Below are 20,612 nucleotides of genomic sequence, written 5' to 3'. Positions count from 1 at the left end.
AAACCGGGTATCCTTGCCGTCTTGCCAATGGTGGGCGGCCGGTTTATTGGGGTCGTTTCACTGTCGTCACTGTCATATGCGCCCGTAGCTCAATGGATAGAGTACTGCCCTCCGAAGGCAGGGGTTGCTGGTTCGATCCCAGCCGGGCGCGCCAAAATTCGAAGTGATGCCAGGTCGATAATACCTGGAAAGATCAAGGCCCTGAGGCGAATGCCAAGGGCCTTTTTTCATTTCGAGCGCAGCCAGGAGCCGCGCTCTGTGCGCCATTTGGCGGAAGCCGGGCGGTGTTGAGTCCAGACGCAACGAGAACTATGCGATGCCTGGAGCAGAGATGGCGGGAAGCGGCTTTCTGCCGGACGTAGGGATGCCGGACGAGTGCACGCCGGCGTTGCGCCGGCAAATCTCGCGCCGTTCACGGCCGGCGCGGCAACACTCGACTGAAGCACGAGATTCACGCGATTCTGGCCGCGCATCAGGTCGAGCGGTGTCCCGCCACCGATCTGGTTGGCAAGAGGGTGCGGGCGCGGCTCGGCGTTCAACCACCGCCGCTGGATGAACGACTGGGTGTCGAGCGGCCACAGCGCGAACTGACCGCCTCGGCGAAGATCTGCGTGCGATGGAACGGGCACCTATGCAAGCGACCATCGACGACGCGCGATTGCGCGTGATGCTGACCTGACGATCACTGGTGTCAACACCGCAGTGGCGCTCGAGCTGCTATCGCGCCCTTGCGCGACCTGGTTACGGGCGTCTTGCGGCTCCGCCTCCCTCGCCAGCGTTGCATGGCAGCATGTCCTTGCGCCCCGTTTCGGGCGTGCCCGAAGCGTATCTGCTGTCGCAGGTTCCTGTGTTCGGAACTGAGGAAGCATTCGGCAGTGGGGTTCGAACTTCCATGCAACGTAGCGCTTTGCGGAGCTTTGGCTGGTCAACCTCGAGTCGGTTGCGAGCCGCGCCCAACTGGTCGGGGCGGTTGCTGCTGCTCGCCTCAAGTTGCTGTTATCGGCAGTCTGCGTGGAAGACTTTAGGCAAATCGTCGATCTATATGATCGTTTGGAAATAAAAGGGCCAAAGTAATACGAATCGTCGAATCTGGCTGAGCATTCTCTAAAGTTTTGCTGCCCTGGACCGTTACCCCTTACAAGGCGGGCGGCAAACAGGCAGCTGCATTGTCCGCTGACGCCACGCTTAACGTGGCATGTAAACGGGCTGATTGCCCTAATAGGAGAATCTCGATGCTCGGAATCAACAGCAACATCAACTCGCTGGTCGCGCAGCAAAACCTCACCGGCTCGCAAAGCGCGCTGTCGCAAGCGATCACCCGCCTGTCGTCGGGCAAGCGCATCAACAGCGCAGCGGACGACGCAGCAGGCCTGGCAATCGCAACCGGCATGCAGACGCAGATCAACGGCCTGAACCAAGGCGTGTCGAACGCCAATGACGGCGTATCGATGGTCCAAACGGCCACGAGCGGCCTGAGCCAGATCACGTCGAGCCTGCAACGTATTCGCACGCTGGCCGTGCAGGCGTCGAATGGCGGCCTGAGCGCAGACAACCGGGCAGCGCTGCAGCAGGAAGTGTCGCAGCAAATCGCGGAAGTGAACCGAATTGCATCGCAAACGCAGTACAACGGCAAGAATGTACTGGATGGGTCTGCGGGTACTGTGTCGTTCCAGGTCGGCGCAAACGTTGGGCAGACTGTCAGCCTCAACCTGACGAAGAGCATGTCTGCCGCGCAACTCGGCGGCGGCGTGGTGCAATCCGGCGCCACGCTCGGCACGTACACGGGCCTCAGCATCAACAGCAATGGCAGCGCGTATGTTGGAACCGGTACGGCAGCGATTACGTCGATCAACGTGCTTTCCGATGGTAACGGCGGCTTCACGTTTACCGATCAGAACAACGCGGCACTGACTGCCGGTGCTGCCGCAGCGCTGTTTGGCGCCGCGACCACGGGTAGCGCGACCGCCCCGTCGGCACTGACGCTGACGCCGCAAGGCGCACTTGCTGCGACTACCGCGGCAACTTCGCAGGCAGCGAGCCTTGCCGGCGCGCAGGCATCGGTTGGTGCAATCAGCGCCACTAGCTCGTCGACTGCAACGGCGTCGCTCCCCGCCGCAAATGCGAAGCTGGGTGAACTGACCGGCTTGAGCCTCAACGAGGACGGTTCGGCATACACTGGCTCGGGCACGGCGGCGGTTACCTCTATCCAGGTTTATGCGGATGGCGCTGGGGGCTTCCGCTTCGGTGAGAACAACGCAGACATCACGGTCGCAGCCAACCAGCACACGACCGGCGACGCAACGGGTATCGGTACGTTGTTCACCGAGTCGCCGAATGCCGGTTTTGGTGATTCGCTGCAAATCAAGGCTGCTGGCGCGTTGAACGTGGGGACTGCCTATGCGGTTCCGGCAAACTTCACGAGCGTGACCAACACGACTGCGAACATCAACGCGAACAACGCGCCGGGCACGGTTGCCGATGTCGACATCAGCACGGCCAATGGTGCAAACCAGGCAATCGAGTCGATCGATAACGCACTGACGACCGTGAACAACCTTCAGGCAAACCTGGGGGCTGCACAGAACCGCTTTACCGCGATCTCCACGACTCAGCAAGCCCAATCGACCGACCTGTCGACTGCACAATCGCAAATCCAGGACGCCAACTTCGCGCAGGAAACGGCGAACCTGAGCAAGGCGCAGGTGCTGCAGCAAGCTGGCATCTCGGTGCTCGCGCAAGCGAACTCGCTGCCGCAGCAAGTGCTGAAGCTCCTGGGCTAATCCAGCCAAGCTTCGCGCAGTTCGCGTTCCACGCGTCATAGGCCTTATCCGGCGCGTGGAACGCAAACCGATCGGGAGGCTTGCCTCCCGATCGGCATTTCAGCCAGATTCAGCGCGGACCGGTTTCCGCCGGCGCTGCCCAAACCAGGAGCCTGTCCATGTCCACCGTATCCGGATCATCGGCCGCCAGCACCACCGCGACGACGACCGCCGCAACCAATGCTGCCCTTCAGCAGGCTGCACAGTCGATCATCAGCGGCTCGACCGGCAATTCGTCGATGGACGTGAGCTCGCTCGTCTCCGCACTCGTCAACTCGAAAGTCGCAGGCCAAGCCGCCGCATTGACTGCCCAACAGACCGCGGACAATACGACGATCTCGGCGTACGGCACGCTTTCCGCCGCCTTGTCGGCACTGCAGGCCGGGCTTACGTCGCTTTCGAACGGCACCACGCTTAATGCGTTCAAGGCAACTGCCAGCGGCAACGGCATCACCGCCACCGCAGGTAGCGGCGCGGTGGCCGGGGTGTATTCCATCGGCGTGTCTCAGATTGCTACCTCGCAGACGCTCTCGTCAGGCGCCTTCAGTGCCACGCAAGCGCTCGGCACCGGCACGATGACGATATCGGTCGGCGGGCAGTCGACCTCGCTCGACATCAACTCGTCGAACAATACGCTGAGCGGCATCGCAGCGGCGATCAACTCGGCGAGCGGCAACCCCGGTGTGACCGCCACCATCGTCAACGGTACCGACGGTTCGCACCTCGTGCTGCGCTCGACTTCGACGGGCGCGGCCAGCACGATCAACGTCGCGATCACGGGCCTTGCGAACGACAAGGGCCTGTCGAGCCTCGGCGTCACCTCGACGCCCGGCTCCGATGTATCCAAAATCAGCTCGACGGGCAGCACGTGGACGCAGACCACGGCAGGTCAGCTCGGCTCCGCGCAGTCGATCACCTCCGGCGCATTCGCGTCGGGTAGCAACCCCGGCACCGGCGCCATGACGATTGCGGTGGGCCGCTCGTCGATGACGCTCAATGTCACCGCAAGCGACACGCTGAACACCATCGCAAGCGCGATCAATGCGTCGAGCAGCAATCCCGGCCTGACCGCCAGCGTGAAGAGTGATGCGAGCGGCGACCACCTCGTGCTGACCGCCACGAATCCGGGCGCGAACAACACGATCAACGTGACGGCCACAGGGGCGCTCTCGAGTCTGTCCGTTTCGTCCACGACCAGCACGTCGACGATCAGCTCAGCCGGCAGCATTGCGTGGTCGCAGAGCAACGCGGGGCAGGACGCCCAGTTCACGATTGACGGGACCGCCGTCACAAGCGCGGCCAACACTGTCACGTCAGCCCTGTCGGGCGTCACACTGAACCTGTCGGCTGCCTCCGTGGACCCGGCGGCCGGTACCACCAGCGCCTCGCCCCAGACGCTGACGATTGCTCAGGACACCACCTCGCAGGCCACGGCGATCAATAACTTCGTCAGCCTGTACAACACGCTCGTCACGACGATGGGCACGCTGACGTCCTTCAGTTCGGGCTCGAAGACGCAAGGTCCGCTGCTCGGCGACTCGACGCTCAACCTGATTCAGAACACGCTCGCGTCGGTCGTCGCCAGCGGCGTCAAGAGCGGCGGCACGACGTCAAGCCTCGGGGCGATCGGTATCTCGCTTCAAGCCGACGGCACGCTGTCTGTCGACAGCACGACGCTCAACAGTGCGCTGCAGAGCAACCAGGCAACCGTCGCCAAGCTCTTCAACTCGACAAACGGCATCGCGGAACAGCTGAACAGCGACATCACGGGCTACCTCGCAAGCAGCGGCCCGATCCAGACGCGCACGAACGCGCTCAACAGCGACCTGACCAACATCTCGAGACAGCAGACCGCGCTGTCGGCCTATCAGGCGCAGCTCACCAGCCAGTATCAGGCGCAGTTCACCGCGCTCAACAGGCTGATGTCGACGATGAACAACAACTCGCAATACCTGACGCAGCTGTTCGGCGGCACCAACAGTCAGGGCGCGTTGTCCGCCAACAAGGGCTGATGAGCCCGGGGAAATCCGATATGGACCAAGCCACGCTGATCGAACGCCTGACGTCGCTCACCCGCGAGATCGAACATGCGGCCGCAATGGCCGACTGGCCCGAGGCTGCGCGCCTCGCCGAGGCACGCTCACCGCTGTTCGCGATGGTGACGCTGACGCAGGATCCGGTGGTACTGGAAGCGCTTCGCAAGATTCAGGCAGCTGACGAGGCGGTGTTCGCGAGCGCGCAGATCGCCCGGACCGAGTTGTCAGCTGAATACCAGGAAGCATTGGGCCGCGTCAGCTCGGCGAGCCAGTATCAGCAGGTCGCGCAGATCTGACGTGGGTGGTGTCGCAACGTCACCGCGACAAAAAAACATACTTGAGGCTTCGTCGGCATTCGGCCCGATTTTTGTGTCGACGCCTGCCGATGGAGTCGATGCCCTGTGAAAACGAGGGGCAAATCCCCGCCCGGCGCAACCACCCGGTCGTCGCACACGACAATCGACAAAAGGATGGTTTTGTCTGTGATTCCCTGATATGATGGCGGGCTGAATTGAGATTTTCTGTCACGCCTATGCCGTTACGGCATTCCTGCTGGCAGTCAAACGCGGCGCTGCACGCGGCTTGTGAAGCGTACCCGCGGTGCTTTGTGCCTCTCTTTTCCGGCCTCCGAGGCCGTATTTCCGCTCGTTTCGCCTGTTGTGGGGACGCCCGGATGGCCGGTGCGTGGCGCTTGGCCGCTACGTTTTTGACCGTTTAAGCAATTTAGGAACGACATGACGACGATTCTTCTGAAAGAAAACGAGCCGTTCGAAGTGGCGATTCGCCGCTTTCGCCGTGCTATCGAAAAAAATGGCCTGATCGCTGAACTGCGCGAACGCCAGTCCTACGAAAAGCCGACCGCAGTCCGCAAGCGCAAGAAGGCGGCAGCCGTCAAGCGCCTGCACAAGCGCCTGCGCAGCCAGATGCTGCCGAAGAAGCTCCACTAAGAGCGTCTACGGTTCGCCGCGAAACGGCGGAGCGTGCTTCGAAAGAAGCCGCTCCGCCGTTTTGCTTTTCGGGGCCGGAAAACGTTGCAGATCGTGGCGGAAAAGTGGCCGATCGACTGCCGGATGGCGGCACGGCGGCACGGCGGTTCCACCGGCGGCCAACGGGTAAGGCCGCCGACGTGTTCACCTGAAAATCGGCGCCGCGTTCGGGCTCGCCTTGCGCGGATCATCTGGCGGCGCGTGCTGACGTGCCGGTGCGGCAAGCCGACCAGCCCCTGGGCTTCGTCGCCGTCAGCCCGCCTTGCGGCGCCGTGCCGGCTGCTGCTTGCCGCCGAGCGCCGCGCATTGGGCGTGACACGGGCAACTGGTCTCGTGGTCGTTGACCATCCCGGTTGCCTGCATCAGCGCATAGCAGATCGTCGAGCCGACGAACTTGCAGCCGTACTCCTTCAGCGCCTTGCTGAGCGCATCCGACTGGGCAGTCGACGCGGGCGCGTCACGATACGACTGCCACGTGTTTTGCACCGGCGTGTGGTCGACGAACGACCACAGGAATTGCGCGAGCGATCCGTGATCCTCGCGAATGCGCTGCACGGCCCGTGCATTGGTTACCGTGGATTCCACCTTCGCACGGTTGCGCACGATGCCGGGGTTCTCGAGCAGCTTCTCGATGCGCTTCGGCGTGAAGCGCGCGACCGCGTCGACATCGAAGTCGGCGAACGCCTCGCGATAGCCGGCGCGCTTGTTCAGGATCGTCGACCACGACAGCCCCGCCTGCGCGCCTTCCAGAATCAGCATTTCGAACAGATGGCGATCGTCATGCGACGGCACGCCCCACTCGGTATCGTGATAGTGAGCATCCGCTTCCGTCTTTACCCAGTTGCACCGCTGCGACATCGCCAGCCTCGTTCCAGTGTCGATTCGATCGTGCCAGCATAGCGGAAGGCCCATTCACGGTATAGCTGGCCGAACGGCAGATGGGCGCGCGGCGCCGATCCGGTTAAGCTTGGCGCCTGTTCGAATCAGTAGGATCAACGCATGACGGCATTCCTTTTTGCGATCGGCATCGACGGCGGCGGCACGGGCACCCGCGCGGTACTCGCCGACCGGCACGGGCGCGAACTCGCGCAGGGGCGCGGCGGCCCGTCGGGGCTCGGCCTCGGCATCGAGCGCGCGTGGGCATCGATCGGCGCGGCCTGTGCCGACGCATTCACGCGGGCGGGGCTCGCGTTCGAGTGGTCGCAGTGCGCGCTCGGCTGCGGGCTTGCGGGTGTCAACAATGCCGCGTGGCTCGCCGCGTTCCGCGCGCAGGCGCCGCTCGACGCACTGGCGATCGAGAGTGACGCTTATACGACCGTCGTCGGCGCGCACGGCGGTGCGCCGGGGCTCATCGTCGCGCTCGGTACGGGCAGCATCGCGGCGGCGCTCGACGCGGCGTGCGACTGCCGCATCGCGGGCGGCTTCGGCTTTCCGTCCGGCGACGAGGCGAGCGGTGCGTGGCTCGGCATGCGCGCGCTCGCGTACGCGCAGCAGGCGCTCGACGGCCGCGTGCCGCGCGACGCGTTTGCCGGCGCGCTGCTCGCGGAAACGGGCGCACACGATCGCGACGCGCTCGTCCAGTGGTCGTGCGATGCGAACCAGACGATCTATGCGCGCCTCGCGCCGATTGTGTTCGCGCACAGCGACCATCCTTATGCGGCGGCACTGATCGCGCAGGCCGGCGACGAGATCGGCAAGATGATCGACGCGCTCGATCCGCAGCAGGCGCTGCCGGTCGCGCTGTGCGGCGGGCTGGCCGACGCGCTGGCACCGGCCGTGCCGGCACGCCATGCGGCGCGGCTGCGCGCGCCGCTCGACGATTCCGCGCACGGCGCGTTGCGGCTCGCGCTGCAGGTGTTGAGTGCGGCTGAAGCGGGGTGAGAGAGTCACGTGGGCGGCGTGCGGTGAGTGGGCCGAGCAGGCCGGGCGGGCCGATCGGGTAAAGCGACGGGCAAGCCGGTTGAGCAGACAAACCGGACCGAGCAGGCTGAGCAGGCTGAGCAGGCTGAGCGGACCGAGCGGACCGAGCGGACCGAGCGGACCGAGCGGACCGAGCGGACCGAGCGGACCGAGCGGACCGAGCGGATCGAGCGGATCGAGCGAACAGAGCGAACAGCCTGCCCCGACCGAACCAGCGCCGCGCCGAAGGCCGAACGCCCTGAACCCGCCCCCCATTTCCCAACCACCCGGCGCGCCCCCGGGCACGACGTTAAAATGGCGGCTCCGCAGCGTCCTGCGCGCCACTCCCCCATCCCCATGTACAAAGTCATCGCCACCGATCTCGACGGCACCCTGCTGAACAGCGACCACCAGCTCGATTCGTACACGATCGAGACCGTCCGCCGGCTCGACCGCGACGGCCTGCAGTTCGTGATCGCGACGGGGCGTCACTATGCGGACGTCGCCGGCATCCGCGACGTGCTCGGCATCCGGCCGTACCTGATCACGTCGAACGGCGCGCGCGTGCATGCGCCGGACGACACGGCGATCCATGCGCAGGACATCGATCCCGCGATCGTCCGCGGCCTCGTGCAGCCGGGCGTGACCGGCACGCACGGGCGCGTGATCGTCAACCTGTTCACCGACCGCGGCTGGCTGATCGACCGCGAAGCGCCGCACCTGCTCGAATTCCACCAGGATTCGGGCTTCCGGTACGACGTGATCGACATGGCCGCGCACGACGGCGCCGACATCGCGAAGGTGCTGTACATCGGCGAGCCGGCCGATCTGGCGGTGGTCGCGGAGCAGATGCGCGTGCAGTTCGGCGATGCGCTGTACGTCACGTACTCGCTGCCCGACTGTCTCGAAGTGATGACCGCCAACGTGTCGAAGGGCCGCGCGCTGCGTACGGTGCTCGCGCGACTCGGCGTCGACGCCGGCCACTGCATCGCGTTCGGCGACAACATGAACGACATCGACCTGCTCGAAACGGCCGGCCACGCGTTCATGATGAACAACGCGAACCCCGACCTGATCGCACACCTGCCGCACATCCCGCGGATCGGCAACAACTTCGATGCGGGCGTGGCCCGCCACCTGCGCACGCTGTTCGCGCTCGAAGGTACGCTCAACGGCGTCGCCGCTTCCTGAGCGGCCATGAAAAACGGGCGCCAGCGGCGCCCGTTCAAATTACCTGCCTCGATGTTGTTCGACAGCGTGAGGCTCGCTGCTCTGCTCGCGTGACCCCGTAGTGTTTTATTCGCTAGTGCGAGCGGATGCGGGCACGAGGCTGACAGCGTCGTCGCGCCCCGCGATCAGCGGGTAGATGATCCCCGCAATTGCCGCGCCGATGATCGGCGCGACCCAGAACAGCCACAGCTGGCCGATCGCCTCGCCGCCCACGAACAGCGCAGGGCCGGTCGAGCGGGCCGGGTTCACCGACGTGTTGGTGACCGGGATCGAGATCAGGTGGATCAACGTCAGGCACAGGCCGATCGCGATCGGCGCGAAGCCGGCCGGCGCGCGCTTGTCGGTGGCGCCGAGAATCACGAACAGGAAGAAGCCCGTCATCACGACTTCGCAGATGAACGCCGCGCCGAGCGAGTAGTGGCCGGGCGAGCGTTCGCCGAAGCCGTTCGTCGCAAAGCCGCTGCCGACGACGTCGAAGCCCGGCTTGCCGGTCGCGATCAGGTACAGCACGAACGCACCGAGCGTCGCGCCGACGACCTGCGCAACGATATACGGCGCGAGATCGCGTGCCGGGAAGCGGCCGGCGACCGTCAGGCCCACGCTGACAGCCGGATTCAGGTGGCAACCCGAAATATGGCCAATCGCGAATGCCATCGTCAGCACGGTCAGGCCGAATGCGAGTGCGACGCCGGCGAAGCCGATGCCGAGGCCCGGAAAGGCGGCGGCCAGCACGGCGCTTCCGCACCCGCCGAGCACCAGCCAGAACGTGCCGAATACCTCTGCAGCCAGACGCTGAGAAAGATTCATGTAAGGATCCCGTTGAAGTGGGTTGAAGACAAACGGATGACCGGATGATTTATTCCGTCACCCCGAATTGGTCTGGATTATAGGAAATGAATCGGCTGGGTGAGGGTCAACGATTGTTAAATTTGAATGGCTGACGAATGGCTTTTATTAGAATAAGTCCGCATTCTCGATATAGCCGATTCGGTTAAAGATGACAGCATTAATTTTGAAGGGCAGTGCGGCAGTGCGGATGACGTAACGGGTGTTGGCGTTCCGGCCGGAGCTGCCGGCGCCGCATCATGGAAAAAGGGAGTCGAAAAATGTCTCAATACGCGAAACTCAAGGCGCAGATCGCCGATCTGCAGGCCCAGGCGGATGACGTGCGTCGCCAGGAAGTGGCGGCGGTGATCGCCGACGTCCAGCGAATGATTGCCGAATATGGCCTGACGGCCCAGGATCTGGGCTTCGCGGAGCGAGCGCGGCGCGGCCGTCCGCCGAAAAAGGCACCGCTGCCCCCGAAATACCGCGACCCGAAGTCGGGTGCAACCTGGAGCGGGCGCGGCAAGCCGCCGAATTGGATCGTCGGGAAAAACCGCGATCGTTTCCTGATCGAATGAGCGCGCAAAAAGAAAGAGCCGCATCGACTGCGGCTCTTTGGCGCCTTTGGGTTTTACGCGCCGATTTCGGCGCGAATTTTACCGAATATTTCTGACGAATTTCGGCGTCAGGCGCTCGCGACGCGACGCAAGGTCGGCCGCTTTGCCGTCGCGCAAAGCGATTCGTAAGTTTCGACATAACGCCGCGCCATCGCTTTCGAGCTGAAACGCGTATCGAAGCGCGCGCGGATCGCGTCGCGCGACAGGCTGTCGATCCGGTGCAGCGCACCGACCGCGCCCTGCACGTCCTCGACGATGAAGCCGGTCACGCCGTCCTCGATCACCTCCGGCACCGAGCCGCGGTTGAACGCGACGACCGGCGTGCCGCAGGCCATCGCCTCGATCATCACCAGGCCGAACGGTTCCGGCCAGTCGATCGGGAACAGCAGCGCCTTGGCGCCGGACAGGAACGCCGGCTTCTGCGCCTCGTTGATCTCGCCGATGAATTCGACATGCGCCTCGCCGAGCAGCGGCTCGATCACTTCCTTGAAGTAGTCGGCGTCGGCCTTGTCGACCTTCGCGGCGATCTTCAGCGGCAGCCCGCTTTGCGCGGCGATCCGGATCGCGGTGTCGACCCGTTTTTCGGGGCAGATCCGGCCGAGGAACGCGAGATATTCGGGCTTCACGTCCGGTTGCGGCGTGAGCAGCGTGTCGGGCAGCCCGTGATACACGGTGCCGGCCCAGGCGGCCTGCGGCAGCGGCTTGCGCTGGTTGTTCGAGATCGACACGACCGGCGCGTCCGGGAAGGCGTCGAACACCGGCTGCAGCTCCGGCAGGTCGAGGCGGCCGTGCAGCGTCGTCACGTACGGCGTGTCGAGGCGCGACATCAGCGGGAACGGCAGGTAGTCGAGGTGGAAGTGCAGCACGTCGAATTCGTGCGCGACACGGGCGACCTGCTCGATCAGGCGCATATGGGGCGCCATCGAGTCGCGGATCGACGGGTCGAGCCGCAGTGCGCGCGGCCATGCCGCCTCGAGACGGGCGGACGTGACGGAGTCGCCGCTCGCGAACAGCGTCACGTCGTGCCCGAGCTCGACGAGCGCCTCGGTGAGGTAGGACACGACACGCTCGGTGCCGCCATAGAGTTTCGGCGGGACAGCTTCGTAAAGCGGCGCGATCTGGGCAATACGCATGGGCGTTCTCCGGTGTCGACCAGCGGAAGCGCTCGAGCGCGCATGCTGGTCCGATGCAGGGTTGCGGAACTCGCCGACGCACGCTGTCTGCGGTACGTGGTCGGGTCCGTGGCGGGGTGCGCGGGACGCCGGGCGGCAAGCTGCGGGGCGGGCCGGCGCGGCTCCCGCCGCCGCCCATTGGAGTCCATTATCGATATCGGCTTCAGGGGTTCGAGTGTTTTTTCAAACACTTAAGGCTTGTTACACCATGAAATACGCGAAAACCCCGATAAAAAGGGTGCGAAAACATAAAACGAGATAGCCACAACTATTGTTGCGCTATCATGAAAAACCACTATAATTTTTACCGATTCAACCTCCGGCAGCCTTGCCGGACGGTCTTCAGCCGGATTCGTCCCATACGGGACCACATCGCCGACGCATTCGCGCCCCATTCGCCCCCGCCGTTCGTTCCCTTTCAATTCGCCTTGTCGGAAAAATTCCTACACGGTTTACAGACAATTCCTGCGTGGCGTGCGCCACTTCGCTGATACCGACATAAATGCCGTTTGGCCAGAATTCGCCTGTAAGACTATAAACGTGCCGGCAGCGCGTCAGCAGGCGCCCGATCGAGCAAACGTTTTCACAATGAAAGGCCAAAGCAAAAGCTCTTAACGGGGGAATCATGAGCGCCACCAGCGAAATGCTCAGTGAGATCAAAGAGGTCAACCTGTCGTACCTCCTCCTCGCGCAGCGCCTGCTGCGGGAAGACAAGGCGATGGGCATGTTCCGCATGGGAGTTTCCCAGGAACTGGCCGACGTGCTCGCGAACCTCACGCTCGCCCAGACCGTGAAGCTCGCCGCGTCGAACCAGATACTGTGCCGTTTCCGCTTCGACGATCACGCGTTGCTGTCGTCGCTCGCCGACAAGGGGCGCAGCGATGTCGTCACGCACGCGCACTCGGCCATCCTGATGGCCGGCCAGCCGGTCGAAAGCATCCGCTGATCCTTCCCCGCCTTGCGTTCGTCCCGGCGTGTCGCGCCGGCGGGCGGCGTATTGGCCATTCATCCGAACAATGTCAGCGGACGGTTATTCACCATGGCAAGCAAAAGCGTCGTGATCGAGGTGAAGGAAATCACCCTCGCCATCGAACTGATCGAACTGGGCGCCCGGCTGCAACTGCTGGAGGCGGAGACGAGCCTGTCGCGTGACCGCCTGATCAAGCTGTACAAGGAACTGAAAGGCGCGTCGCCGCCGAAGGGGATGCTGCCGTTCTCGACCGACTGGTTCATGACGTGGCAGCCGAACATCCACTCGTCGCTGTTCTACAACATCTACCGGTTCATGCAGGACCACGGCCGCTGCGAGCCGATCCAGTCGATCGTGAAAGCGTACCGGCTCTATCTGGAGCACGTGAACCTGTCCGGCGACGAGGCCGCGCTGAGTCTCACGCGCGCGTGGACGCTGGTGCGCTTCTTCGACTCGGGGATGCTGCAGATGACGCCGTGCACGCGCTGCGGCGGCCATTTCGTCGCGCATGCGCATGATCCGCATCAAGGTTTCGTGTGCGGCCTGTGCCAGCCGCCGTCGCGCGCGGGCAAGACCCGCAAGGCGGCCGCCGCACGCGCCGGGCTGGCCGCCGCCGCGGCCTGAACGCCGCCGGGCGGGGCCGGGCGGGGCCGGGCGGGAGCCGCACGCGCGCCGCGCGAACCGGCCCGGGCCTGCTGGTAAACACCGCCGCGCGGTCGCGGCGCGGCCGCCAAAGTTTTTCTGCCGACTGCCGTAAACCTGATTAACGGCGGTCTCCCCGCCGGTCATTCGTGAGGGACAGGCAGTGCTGATTATCGTGGGAACACTCGTGACGCTGTTGTCCGTCTTCGGCGGTTACGCGCTGGCTGGCGGGCATCTGGGCGCATTGGTCCAGCCGCTCGAGATCCTGATGATCACCGGCGCGGGCGTCGGCGCGTTCATCCTCGGCAACGGCATGAAGACCATCAAGGCGACGCTGCGCGTGCTGCCGACGCTCTTCAAGGGCTCGAAGTACACCAAGGACGTCTATATGGAACTGATGGCGCTCCTGTACGTGCTGCTCGCGAAAGCCCGCAAGGAAGGCACGCTGACGCTCGAGGCCGACATCGACGATCCGGACAAGAGCCCGATCTTCACGCAATACCCGAAGATCCTCGCGGATCGCCACATCGTTGAATTCCTGACCGACTACCTGCGCCTGATGGTGGGCGGCAACATGAACGCGTTCGAGATCGAGAGCCTGATGGACGAGGAAATCGAGACGCACCACGCGGAAGGCGAAGGCCCCGCGCACGCGCTGATGCGCGTCGGCGACGCAATGCCGGCGTTCGGGATCGTCGCGGCGGTGATGGGTGTCGTGCATACGATGGCGTCGGCCGACAAGCCGCCCGCGGTGCTCGGCGCGATGATCGCGCAGGCGCTGGTCGGCACGTTCCTCGGGATCCTGCTGTCGTACGGGCTGATCGGGCCGCTCGCGAGCCTCGCGGAGCAGCGCGTCGCCGAGTCGACCAAGATGTTCCAGTGCATCAAGGTGACGATCCTCGCGAGCCTGAACGGCTATGCGCCGGCGATCGCGGTCGAGTTCGGCCGCAAGGTGCTGTTCTCGACCGAGCGGCCGTCGTTTACCGAGCTCGAAGAGCATGTGCGCCGCGTGAAGGCGAAGTGACGCGGAGCATTCGATGAGCAAGAGCAAGGATCGCGCGATCGTCGTCAAACGGGTGGCCCCGCAGAAGAAGGGCCACCACGGCGGCGCCTGGAAGCTCGCGTATGCGGACTTCATGACCGCGATGATGGCGTTCTTCCTGCTGATGTGGCTGCTGAGCTCGGTCACACCGGTGCAGCTGAAGGGGATCGCCGAGTACTTCAACACGCCGCTGAAGGCCGCGCTGTTCGGCAGCGGCGATCGCAGCTCGCAGGACTCGAGCATCATCAACGGCGGCGGCCGCGACCTGTCGAGCCTCGATGCCGGCTCGCTGCGCCGTACCGACGGCACGACGTCGCTCGCCGATCGCGTCGCGAAGGCCGGCGACGACAGGACGCGCTCGCAGGCGCAGGGCGCACAGGACCGGCTCGAGCAGGCGCGCCTGCACGACCTGCAGATCAAGCTGATGGCGGCGATCGAGGCGAATCCGACGCTGCGCCAGTTCAAGCAGCAGATCCGCATCGATTCGACGCTGATGGGGCTGCGCATCGAGATCGTCGATTCGCAGAAGCGGCCGATGTTCGCGATGTCGAGCGACCACGTCGAGCCGTACATGCGCGACATCCTGCGCGAGATCGGCAAGACGCTGAACGACGTGCCGAACCGGATCATCGTCCAGGGCCACACCGACGCGGTGCCGTACGCGGGCGGCGAGGGCGGCTACAGCAACTGGGAACTGTCGGCCGACCGCGCGAACGCGTCGCGCCGCGAGCTGATCGCGGGCGGCATGGACGAGTCGAAGGTGCTGCGCGTGCTCGGCCTCGCGTCGACGCAGAACCTGAACAAGGCCGATCCGCTCGATCCGGAAAACCGCCGGATCAGCGTGATCGTGCTGAACCGCAAATCCGAAGACGCGCTGATGCGCGACGACACGACGACCACGACGCTGTCGGCCGACGCCGCGGGCTCGAAGCAGCTGGCCCAGCAGCTCGACGGCCCGGCGCCGGCCGCGCGACCGGTGCTCGCGAGCGCCGTCGCCGTGGTGCCGAAACCCTGACGTTTCCAAGATTTCGAGACGCGTATGAAACAACCCTCACGCTCACTTCGTTCGCTGCCCGCCGAGGGGGCGGTCAGCCACCTTGGAGCGGTCCTGCGGAGCCCGACATGATCCGAACCATTCTCGCCATCGACGACTCGGCGACCATGCGTGCGCTGCTGCAGGCGACGCTTGCGCAGGCCGGCTACGACGTGACGGTGGCGCCGGACGGCGAAGCCGGCTTCGACATGGCGGCCACCGTGCCGTACGACCTGGTGCTGACCGACCAGAACATGCCGCGCAGGAACGGCCTCGAGGTGATCGCCGCGCTGCGCAAGCTGACCGCGTATGCGGACACGCCGATCCTCGTGCTGACGACCGAAGGCAGCGATGCGTTCAAGGACGCCGCGCGCGACGCGGGCGCGACCGGCTGGATCGAAAAGCCGATCGACCCGGCCGTGCTGGTCGACCTGGTCGCGACGCTGTCCGAGCAGACCGCCTCCTGACATGAACGCGACGAATCCAACCGGTGACCGGGCATGACTCTCGACATCACGCAGTTCTACCAGACTTTTTTCGACGAAGCGGACGAGTTGCTCGCGCAGATGGAGCAACTGCTGTTGAACCTCGACGTCGGCTCGCCGGACCCCGAGGACCTGGCCGCGATCTTCCGCGCCGCGCATTCGATCAAGGGCGGCGCGGCGACGTTCGGCTTTTCCGCGCTGACCGAGACGACCCACATCCTCGAGTCGCTGCTCGACCGCGCGCGCAACCATGAGCTGACGCTGACCAAGGAAATGGTCGACGCGTTCCTCGAGACCAAGGACGTGCTGTCCGACCAGCTGGTCGACTATCGCGCGAGCGCGGAACCGGACGCGGCGGCTGCCGCGACGATCTGCGCGAAGCTCGAACGCCTGAAGGCCGAGAGCGGCGCGGGTGCGCCCGTGGACGTCGCGTCTGCCGCGCCTGCCGTGGAGACTGCACCGGTACCGGCTGTGGCACCGACCGTCACCGCCAGCGACCGTGCGCCCGATCACGTGGTCGAACAGGCGGTCGCGGCCGCGCATCCGGCGGCCGCCGCCGGCACGGACGGCCCGCACCTGAAGATCACGCTCGTCGGCGTCGACGCGAAGGACCAGGCGCTGCTCACCGAGGAACTCGGCAATCTCGGCCGGATCGTCGGCCGCGAGGAAGCGGGCGCCGACCTGACGCTGTGGCTCGAATCGGACGTGCCGTCCGACGATATCGTCGCCGTGTGCTGCTTCGTGATCGACGACAGCCAGATCCGCATCGCGCGCGGCACCGCGCCGGCCGCACTGGCGGCGCCTGCCGCCACGCCGGCCGCCGTCGAACCGGTCGTCGTCGAACCGGTCGCCGCGCCGGTACCGGCCGCGCGGGTCGAGGTGTTCGCGCAAGCCGCCGGTTCCGCCCCGGCCGCCGCCGCACCGCAAGCGCAGCCGAGCGCCGCCGCGCAACCGGCGCCGCAACAGGCATCGCAACAGGCATCGCAACCGCACGCCGAACCCGCCGCGCAGGCTGCCCAGGCTGCCGCGCACCACGACGACAAGCGTCCGCGCCCGGCCGCCGCCGCAGCGGGCGCCGAAGGCAGCTCGATCCGCGTCGGCGTCGAGAAGGTCGACCAGCTGATCAACCTCGTCGGCGAGCTCGTGATCACGCAGGCGATGCTCGCGGAAACCGCGAGCGCGTTCGATCCGGCGCTGCACGACCGCCTGTTCAACGGGATGGCGCAGCTCGAGCGCAATGCGCGCGACCTGCAGGAAGCGGTGATGTCGATCCGCATGATGCCGATGGACTACGTGTTCAGCCGCTTCCCGCGGCTCGTGCGCGACCTCGCCGGCAAGCTCGGCAAGCAGGTCGAACTGGTCACGTTCGGCCAGGCGACCGAGCTCGACAAGAGCCTGATCGAGCGGATCATCGACCCGCTCACGCACCTCGTGCGCAACAGCCTCGATCACGGGATCGAGACGGTCGACAAGCGCGTCGCCGCCGGCAAGGACGGCGTCGGCCAGCTCGTGCTGTCGGCCGCGCATCACGGCGGCAACATCGTGATCGAGGTCAGCGACGACGGCGCGGGCCTGAACCGCGAGCGGATCCTCGCGAAGGCCGCGAAGCAGGGCATGCAGATTTCCGAAAACATCAGTGACGACGAAGTCTGGCAGCTGATCTTCGCGCCGGGCTTCTCGACCGCCGAGACCGTGACCGACGTGTCGGGCCGCGGCGTCGGGATGGACGTCGTGAAGCGCAACATCCAGTCGATGGGCGGCCACGTCGAGATCACGTCGCAGGCCGGTCGCGGCACGACCACGCGGATCGTGCTGCCGCTCACGCTGGCGATCCTCGACGGGATGTCGGTGAAGGTCGGCAGCGAGATCTTCATCCTGCCGCTGAACTTCGTGATGGAGTCGCTGCAGCCGTCGAACGACGACATCTACACGGTCGGCAACGGCGAGCGCGTGGTGCGCGTGCGCGGCGAATACCTGCCGCTCGTCGCGCTGCACGAGGTGTTCTCGGTCGAGGACGCGCGCACCGATCCGACCCAGGGGATCGTCACGATCATGGAAACCGAGGGGCGCCGCTTCGCGATGCTGATCGACGAGCTGGTCGGCCAGCAGCAGGTGGTCGTGAAGAACCTCGAAACCAACTACCGCAAGGTGCACGGCATCTCGGCGGCGACCATTCTCGGCGACGGCAGTGTCGCGCTGATCGTCGACGTCGCGGCGCTGAACCGCGAAACCCGTGCGACGCACGGCGCCCGAGCCGGCGCCGAGCTCGCCATTTTCTGACTCTCGCCATTCAACCGATTGGGGGCAAACGTGTCCGCTGAAGTCCAAATGATCAATCCGGCCGCGGCGAACGCGGCCAATGCGACCCCCGGCCGCCGCGACGCCGTGCAGGGTGATGCGACGGGCCAGGAATTCCTCGTCTTCACGCTCGGCGACGAGGAGTACGGGATCGACATCCTGAAGGTGCAGGAAATCCGCGGCTACGACAGCGTCACGCGCATCGCGAACGCGCCGGACTTCATCAAGGGCGTGATCAACCTGCGCGGGATCATCGTGCCGATCGTCGACATGCGGATCAAGTTCCATCTCGGCCGCGTCGAGTACGACCACCAGACGGTGGTGATCATCCTGAACGTGTCGAACCGCGTGGTCGGGATGGTGGTCGACGGCGTGTCGGACGTGCTGACGCTGCAGACCGACCAGATCATGCCGGCGCCGGAATTCGGCGCGACGCTCACGACCGAGTACCTCACGGGCCTCGGCACGGTCGACGGCCGGATGCTGATCCTGATGGACATCGAGAAGCTGATGTCGAGCCGGGAAATGGCGCTGATCGAGACGCTCGGCGGGTAAGCGCGCCGCGCGCGCAGCAATTTCGGGAGAATCTGCAATGTTGCATAACTGGTCGATCCGCACGACGCTCACGGCCGTCGGACTCATCCTCGTGTGCCTGGCCGCCGCGGTCGGCGGGCTCGGCCTCTACGCGCTCGATCGCGCGAGCCGCTCGCTCGACGAGATTGCGCACGTCGACTTGCCGGCGATTCACACGCTCGACGACACGTCGTCGTACCTGCTGCGCGCACGCGTGTCGCTCGACCGCTTCCGCTCGCTGACCGAGGCCGGCAACACGGCCGACGCGAGCAAGGTGCTCGACCGCGCGCAGGAGCTGTACGCGAAGTCGAACCAGAACTGGCAGGCGTTCCAGGCCACGCCGAAGCTCGGCGTCGAGCAGGCGCTCGTCGACGAGCTCACCGCACGCTATACGACGATCGTGAAGGAAGGCGTCGAGCCCGAGTTCGCGGCCGCGCGCGCGGGCGACATGGCCGCGTATCACGCGGTCGCCGACACGAAGATCAGCCCGATGTTCGTCGCGTACGACCAGGCGGCATCGGCCGTGGTCGCGTCGCTGCAGAAGCGCGCGGAGGAACGCCAGACCGCGACGCAGTCGCAGATCTCGCTGATGATCGGCCTGATCGCGGCCGGCATCGCGATCGCGTTCGTCGTCGTGATCGCGATCCGCTTCGCGCTGCGCGGGCTGATCGTGAAGCCGCTCGAGGACGCGATCGCGCACTTCGAGCGGATCGCCGGCGGCGACCTCACGCAGCCGGTGAACGTGATCAGCAGCAACGAGATCGGCCGCCTGTTCGGCGGCATCAAGCGGATGCAGGACGCCGTGACGACGATGGTGCAGTCCGTGCATCGCGGCACCGAATCGATCGACGTCGGCGCGCGCGAGATCTCGACCGGCAACACCGACCTGTCGCAGCGCACCGAGGAGCAGGCCGCGTCGCTGCAGGAAACCGCATCGAGCATGGAGCAGCTGACCGGCACCGTGCGGCAGAACGCGGAGAACGCGCGGCAGGCGAGCCAGCTCGCGGTGAACGCGTCCGACATCGCGACGCAGGGCGGCGACGTGGTCGGCCAGGTCGTGTCGACGATGCAGGACATCGCGGCCAGCTCGGGCAAGGTCGTCGACATCATCGGCACGATCGAAGGCATCGCGTTCCAGACCAACATCCTCGCGCTGAACGCGGCGGTCGAAGCCGCGCGCGCGGGCGAGCAGGGCCGCGGCTTCGCGGTGGTCGCGGGCGAGGTGCGCTCGCTGGCGCAGCGCAGCGCGAGCGCCGCGAAGGAAATCAAGCAGCTGATCGGCGATTCGGCCGAGAAGGTCGACAGCGGGTCGGCGCTCGTCGCGCGGGCCGGCTCGACGATGGACGAGATCGTGCAGGCCGTGCGCCGCGTGACCGACATCATGGGCGAGATCAGCGCCGCGTCGGACGAGCAGTCGACCGGCATCGAGCAGGTCAATCGTGCGGTCGGCCAGATGGATTCCGTCACGCAGCAGAACGCGGCGCTCGTCGAGCAGGCCGCGGCGGCCGCCGCGTCGCTCGAGGAGCAGACGCGCCAGATGAAGGCGGTCGTGTCGGCGTGGCGCGTCGCGGGCGGCATCGCGCTCGCGCCGGCGCGCGGCGCCGCACGCCCGGCCGCATACGCACCGGCGCCGGCGCTGGCGTCGCCGTCGGAACGCCGCCACGAAGCCGCGCCGGCCGCACTGCCGGCACCGCAGGCGGCCGTTCAGCCGGCGCGCCGCGCGTCGCCTGCACCCGCGTCGCATACGTCGCATGCATCGGCACCGGTCGCGAGCCACGAAACGAAGCGTGCGTCGGACGCCGCCGCACGCGTAGCGAAGGAAGCGCCGGCCGCGGGCGGCTACGGCCCGCGTCTCGCGAAGGCGGCCGCCGCACCGGTGCACAAGCCGGCCGCCAAGCCCGCGCTGGTGCGTCCGGCGCTGAGCGGCGAGAAGCCGGCGCTGGCCGCGGCCGGCACGTCCGATGACGACTGGGAGACCTTCTAAG

Annotated in this window: 18 protein-coding genes, 1 tRNA gene and 1 pseudogene; 17 read left to right on the top strand and 3 right to left on the bottom strand. The window is 65.8% G+C overall.

Annotation, left to right across the window (positions count from 1 at the left end):
* The first annotated feature begins 78 nt into the window (after positions 1 to 78).
* The 6 genes and pseudogenes from U4Y91_RS23770 to rpsU all read left to right on the top strand — a co-directional run bounded on the left by U4Y91_RS23770 (position 79) and on the right by rpsU (position 5,802).
* Positions 79 to 154 (top strand) — tRNA-Arg (locus U4Y91_RS23770).
* Between the two features lie 1,078 nt (positions 155 to 1,232).
* Positions 1,233 to 2,780, top strand: coding sequence for a flagellin (locus U4Y91_RS23765; protein WP_321807128.1), 1,548 nt, complete (start codon positions 1,233 to 1,235; stop codon positions 2,778 to 2,780).
* Positions 2,781 to 2,938: 158 nt separating this feature from the next.
* Positions 2,939 to 3,283, top strand: a pseudogene (locus U4Y91_RS36780) (flagellar cap protein FliD N-terminal domain-containing protein); the annotation flags it as partial.
* 111 nt (positions 3,284 to 3,394) lie between these two features.
* Positions 3,395 to 4,831, top strand: coding sequence for a flagellar filament capping protein FliD (gene fliD, locus U4Y91_RS23760; RefSeq protein WP_415750488.1), 1,437 nt, complete (start codon positions 3,395 to 3,397; stop codon positions 4,829 to 4,831).
* A gap of 20 nt (positions 4,832 to 4,851) precedes the next feature.
* A complete protein-coding gene (locus U4Y91_RS23755) occupies positions 4,852 to 5,151 on the top strand; it encodes a flagellar protein FliT (protein WP_321807126.1) in 300 nt (99 codons plus the stop codon).
* Between the two features lie 438 nt (positions 5,152 to 5,589).
* Positions 5,590 to 5,802 carry a 30S ribosomal protein S21 gene (gene rpsU, locus U4Y91_RS23750; RefSeq protein ID WP_006401410.1) on the top strand — a complete coding sequence of 71 codons (213 nt, stop codon included), beginning with the start codon at positions 5,590 to 5,592 and terminating at the stop codon, positions 5,800 to 5,802.
* Positions 5,803 to 6,093: 291 nt separating this feature from the next.
* Here the strand turns inward: rpsU and U4Y91_RS23745 are convergent, their stop codons facing one another.
* Positions 6,094 to 6,699 (bottom strand): DNA-3-methyladenine glycosylase I, encoded by a 606-nt coding sequence (locus U4Y91_RS23745; protein WP_321807125.1) that lies wholly within the window; start codon positions 6,697 to 6,699, stop codon positions 6,094 to 6,096.
* Between the two features lie 141 nt (positions 6,700 to 6,840).
* Between U4Y91_RS23745 and U4Y91_RS23740 the strand changes: the two genes are divergently transcribed.
* Positions 6,841 to 7,722: a BadF/BadG/BcrA/BcrD ATPase family protein gene (locus U4Y91_RS23740; protein WP_321807124.1), complete on the top strand. Its 882-nt coding sequence runs from the start codon at positions 6,841 to 6,843 to the stop codon at positions 7,720 to 7,722.
* Positions 7,723 to 8,097: 375 nt separating this feature from the next.
* Positions 8,098 to 8,931, top strand: a complete 834-nt coding sequence (locus tag U4Y91_RS23735) for a Cof-type HAD-IIB family hydrolase (RefSeq protein ID WP_321807123.1) — start codon at positions 8,098 to 8,100, stop codon at positions 8,929 to 8,931.
* Between the two features lie 105 nt (positions 8,932 to 9,036).
* Here U4Y91_RS23735 and aqpZ read toward each other — a convergent pair whose 3' ends face one another.
* The gene (gene aqpZ / locus U4Y91_RS23730) at positions 9,037 to 9,777 is read right to left on the bottom strand and encodes an aquaporin Z (RefSeq protein WP_321807122.1); all 741 of its coding nucleotides are present in this window, start codon (positions 9,775 to 9,777) and stop codon (positions 9,037 to 9,039) included.
* Between the two features lie 299 nt (positions 9,778 to 10,076).
* On the opposite strand from aqpZ, the gene U4Y91_RS23725 reads away from it, so the two are divergent.
* Positions 10,077 to 10,373 (top strand): H-NS histone family protein, encoded by a 297-nt coding sequence (locus U4Y91_RS23725; protein ID WP_006489320.1) that lies wholly within the window; start codon positions 10,077 to 10,079, stop codon positions 10,371 to 10,373.
* Between the two features lie 107 nt (positions 10,374 to 10,480).
* On the opposite strand, the gene U4Y91_RS23720 is transcribed toward U4Y91_RS23725, so the two are convergent.
* The gene (locus U4Y91_RS23720; RefSeq protein WP_044849179.1) at positions 10,481 to 11,545 is read right to left on the bottom strand and encodes a glycosyltransferase family 4 protein; all 1,065 of its coding nucleotides are present in this window, start codon (positions 11,543 to 11,545) and stop codon (positions 10,481 to 10,483) included.
* Between the two features lie 664 nt (positions 11,546 to 12,209).
* On the opposite strand from U4Y91_RS23720, the gene flhD reads away from it, so the two are divergent.
* The 8 genes from flhD to U4Y91_RS23680 all read left to right on the top strand — a co-directional run bounded on the left by flhD (position 12,210) and on the right by U4Y91_RS23680 (position 20,611).
* Positions 12,210 to 12,530, top strand: a complete 321-nt coding sequence (gene flhD / locus U4Y91_RS23715; RefSeq protein ID WP_321807121.1) for a flagellar transcriptional regulator FlhD — start codon at positions 12,210 to 12,212, stop codon at positions 12,528 to 12,530.
* Positions 12,531 to 12,623: 93 nt separating this feature from the next.
* Positions 12,624 to 13,178 carry a flagellar transcriptional regulator FlhC gene (gene flhC / locus U4Y91_RS23710; protein WP_321807120.1) on the top strand — a complete coding sequence of 185 codons (555 nt, stop codon included), beginning with the start codon at positions 12,624 to 12,626 and terminating at the stop codon, positions 13,176 to 13,178.
* 181 nt (positions 13,179 to 13,359) lie between these two features.
* A complete protein-coding gene (gene motA / locus U4Y91_RS23705) occupies positions 13,360 to 14,220 on the top strand; it encodes a flagellar motor stator protein MotA (protein WP_044849177.1) in 861 nt (286 codons plus the stop codon).
* Between the two features lie 13 nt (positions 14,221 to 14,233).
* Entirely contained in the window at positions 14,234 to 15,253 is a 1,020-nt protein-coding gene (motB, locus tag U4Y91_RS23700; protein WP_321807119.1) for a flagellar motor protein MotB, read from the top strand.
* 107 nt (positions 15,254 to 15,360) lie between these two features.
* Positions 15,361 to 15,738: a response regulator gene (locus U4Y91_RS23695; RefSeq protein ID WP_321807118.1), complete on the top strand. Its 378-nt coding sequence runs from the start codon at positions 15,361 to 15,363 to the stop codon at positions 15,736 to 15,738.
* A 33-nt stretch (positions 15,739 to 15,771) separates the two neighbouring features.
* Positions 15,772 to 18,036, top strand: a complete 2,265-nt coding sequence (gene cheA, locus U4Y91_RS23690) for a chemotaxis protein CheA (protein WP_321807117.1) — start codon at positions 15,772 to 15,774, stop codon at positions 18,034 to 18,036.
* A gap of 48 nt (positions 18,037 to 18,084) precedes the next feature.
* On the top strand, positions 18,085 to 18,609 hold the full coding sequence (gene cheW / locus U4Y91_RS23685) for a chemotaxis protein CheW (RefSeq protein ID WP_321807116.1): 525 nt from the start codon (positions 18,085 to 18,087) through the stop codon (positions 18,607 to 18,609).
* A gap of 37 nt (positions 18,610 to 18,646) precedes the next feature.
* A complete protein-coding gene (locus tag U4Y91_RS23680; protein WP_321807115.1) occupies positions 18,647 to 20,611 on the top strand; it encodes a methyl-accepting chemotaxis protein in 1,965 nt (654 codons plus the stop codon).
* The last annotated feature ends 1 nt before the right edge of the window (position 20,612 follow it).

Source organism: Burkholderia sp. BCC1993, from assembly GCF_905339865.1.
GTDB lineage: Bacteria > Pseudomonadota > Gammaproteobacteria > Burkholderiales > Burkholderiaceae > Burkholderia.
Note: the sequence above shows the minus strand (reverse complement) of the source record. Positions and strands in the feature narration are given on the sequence as shown.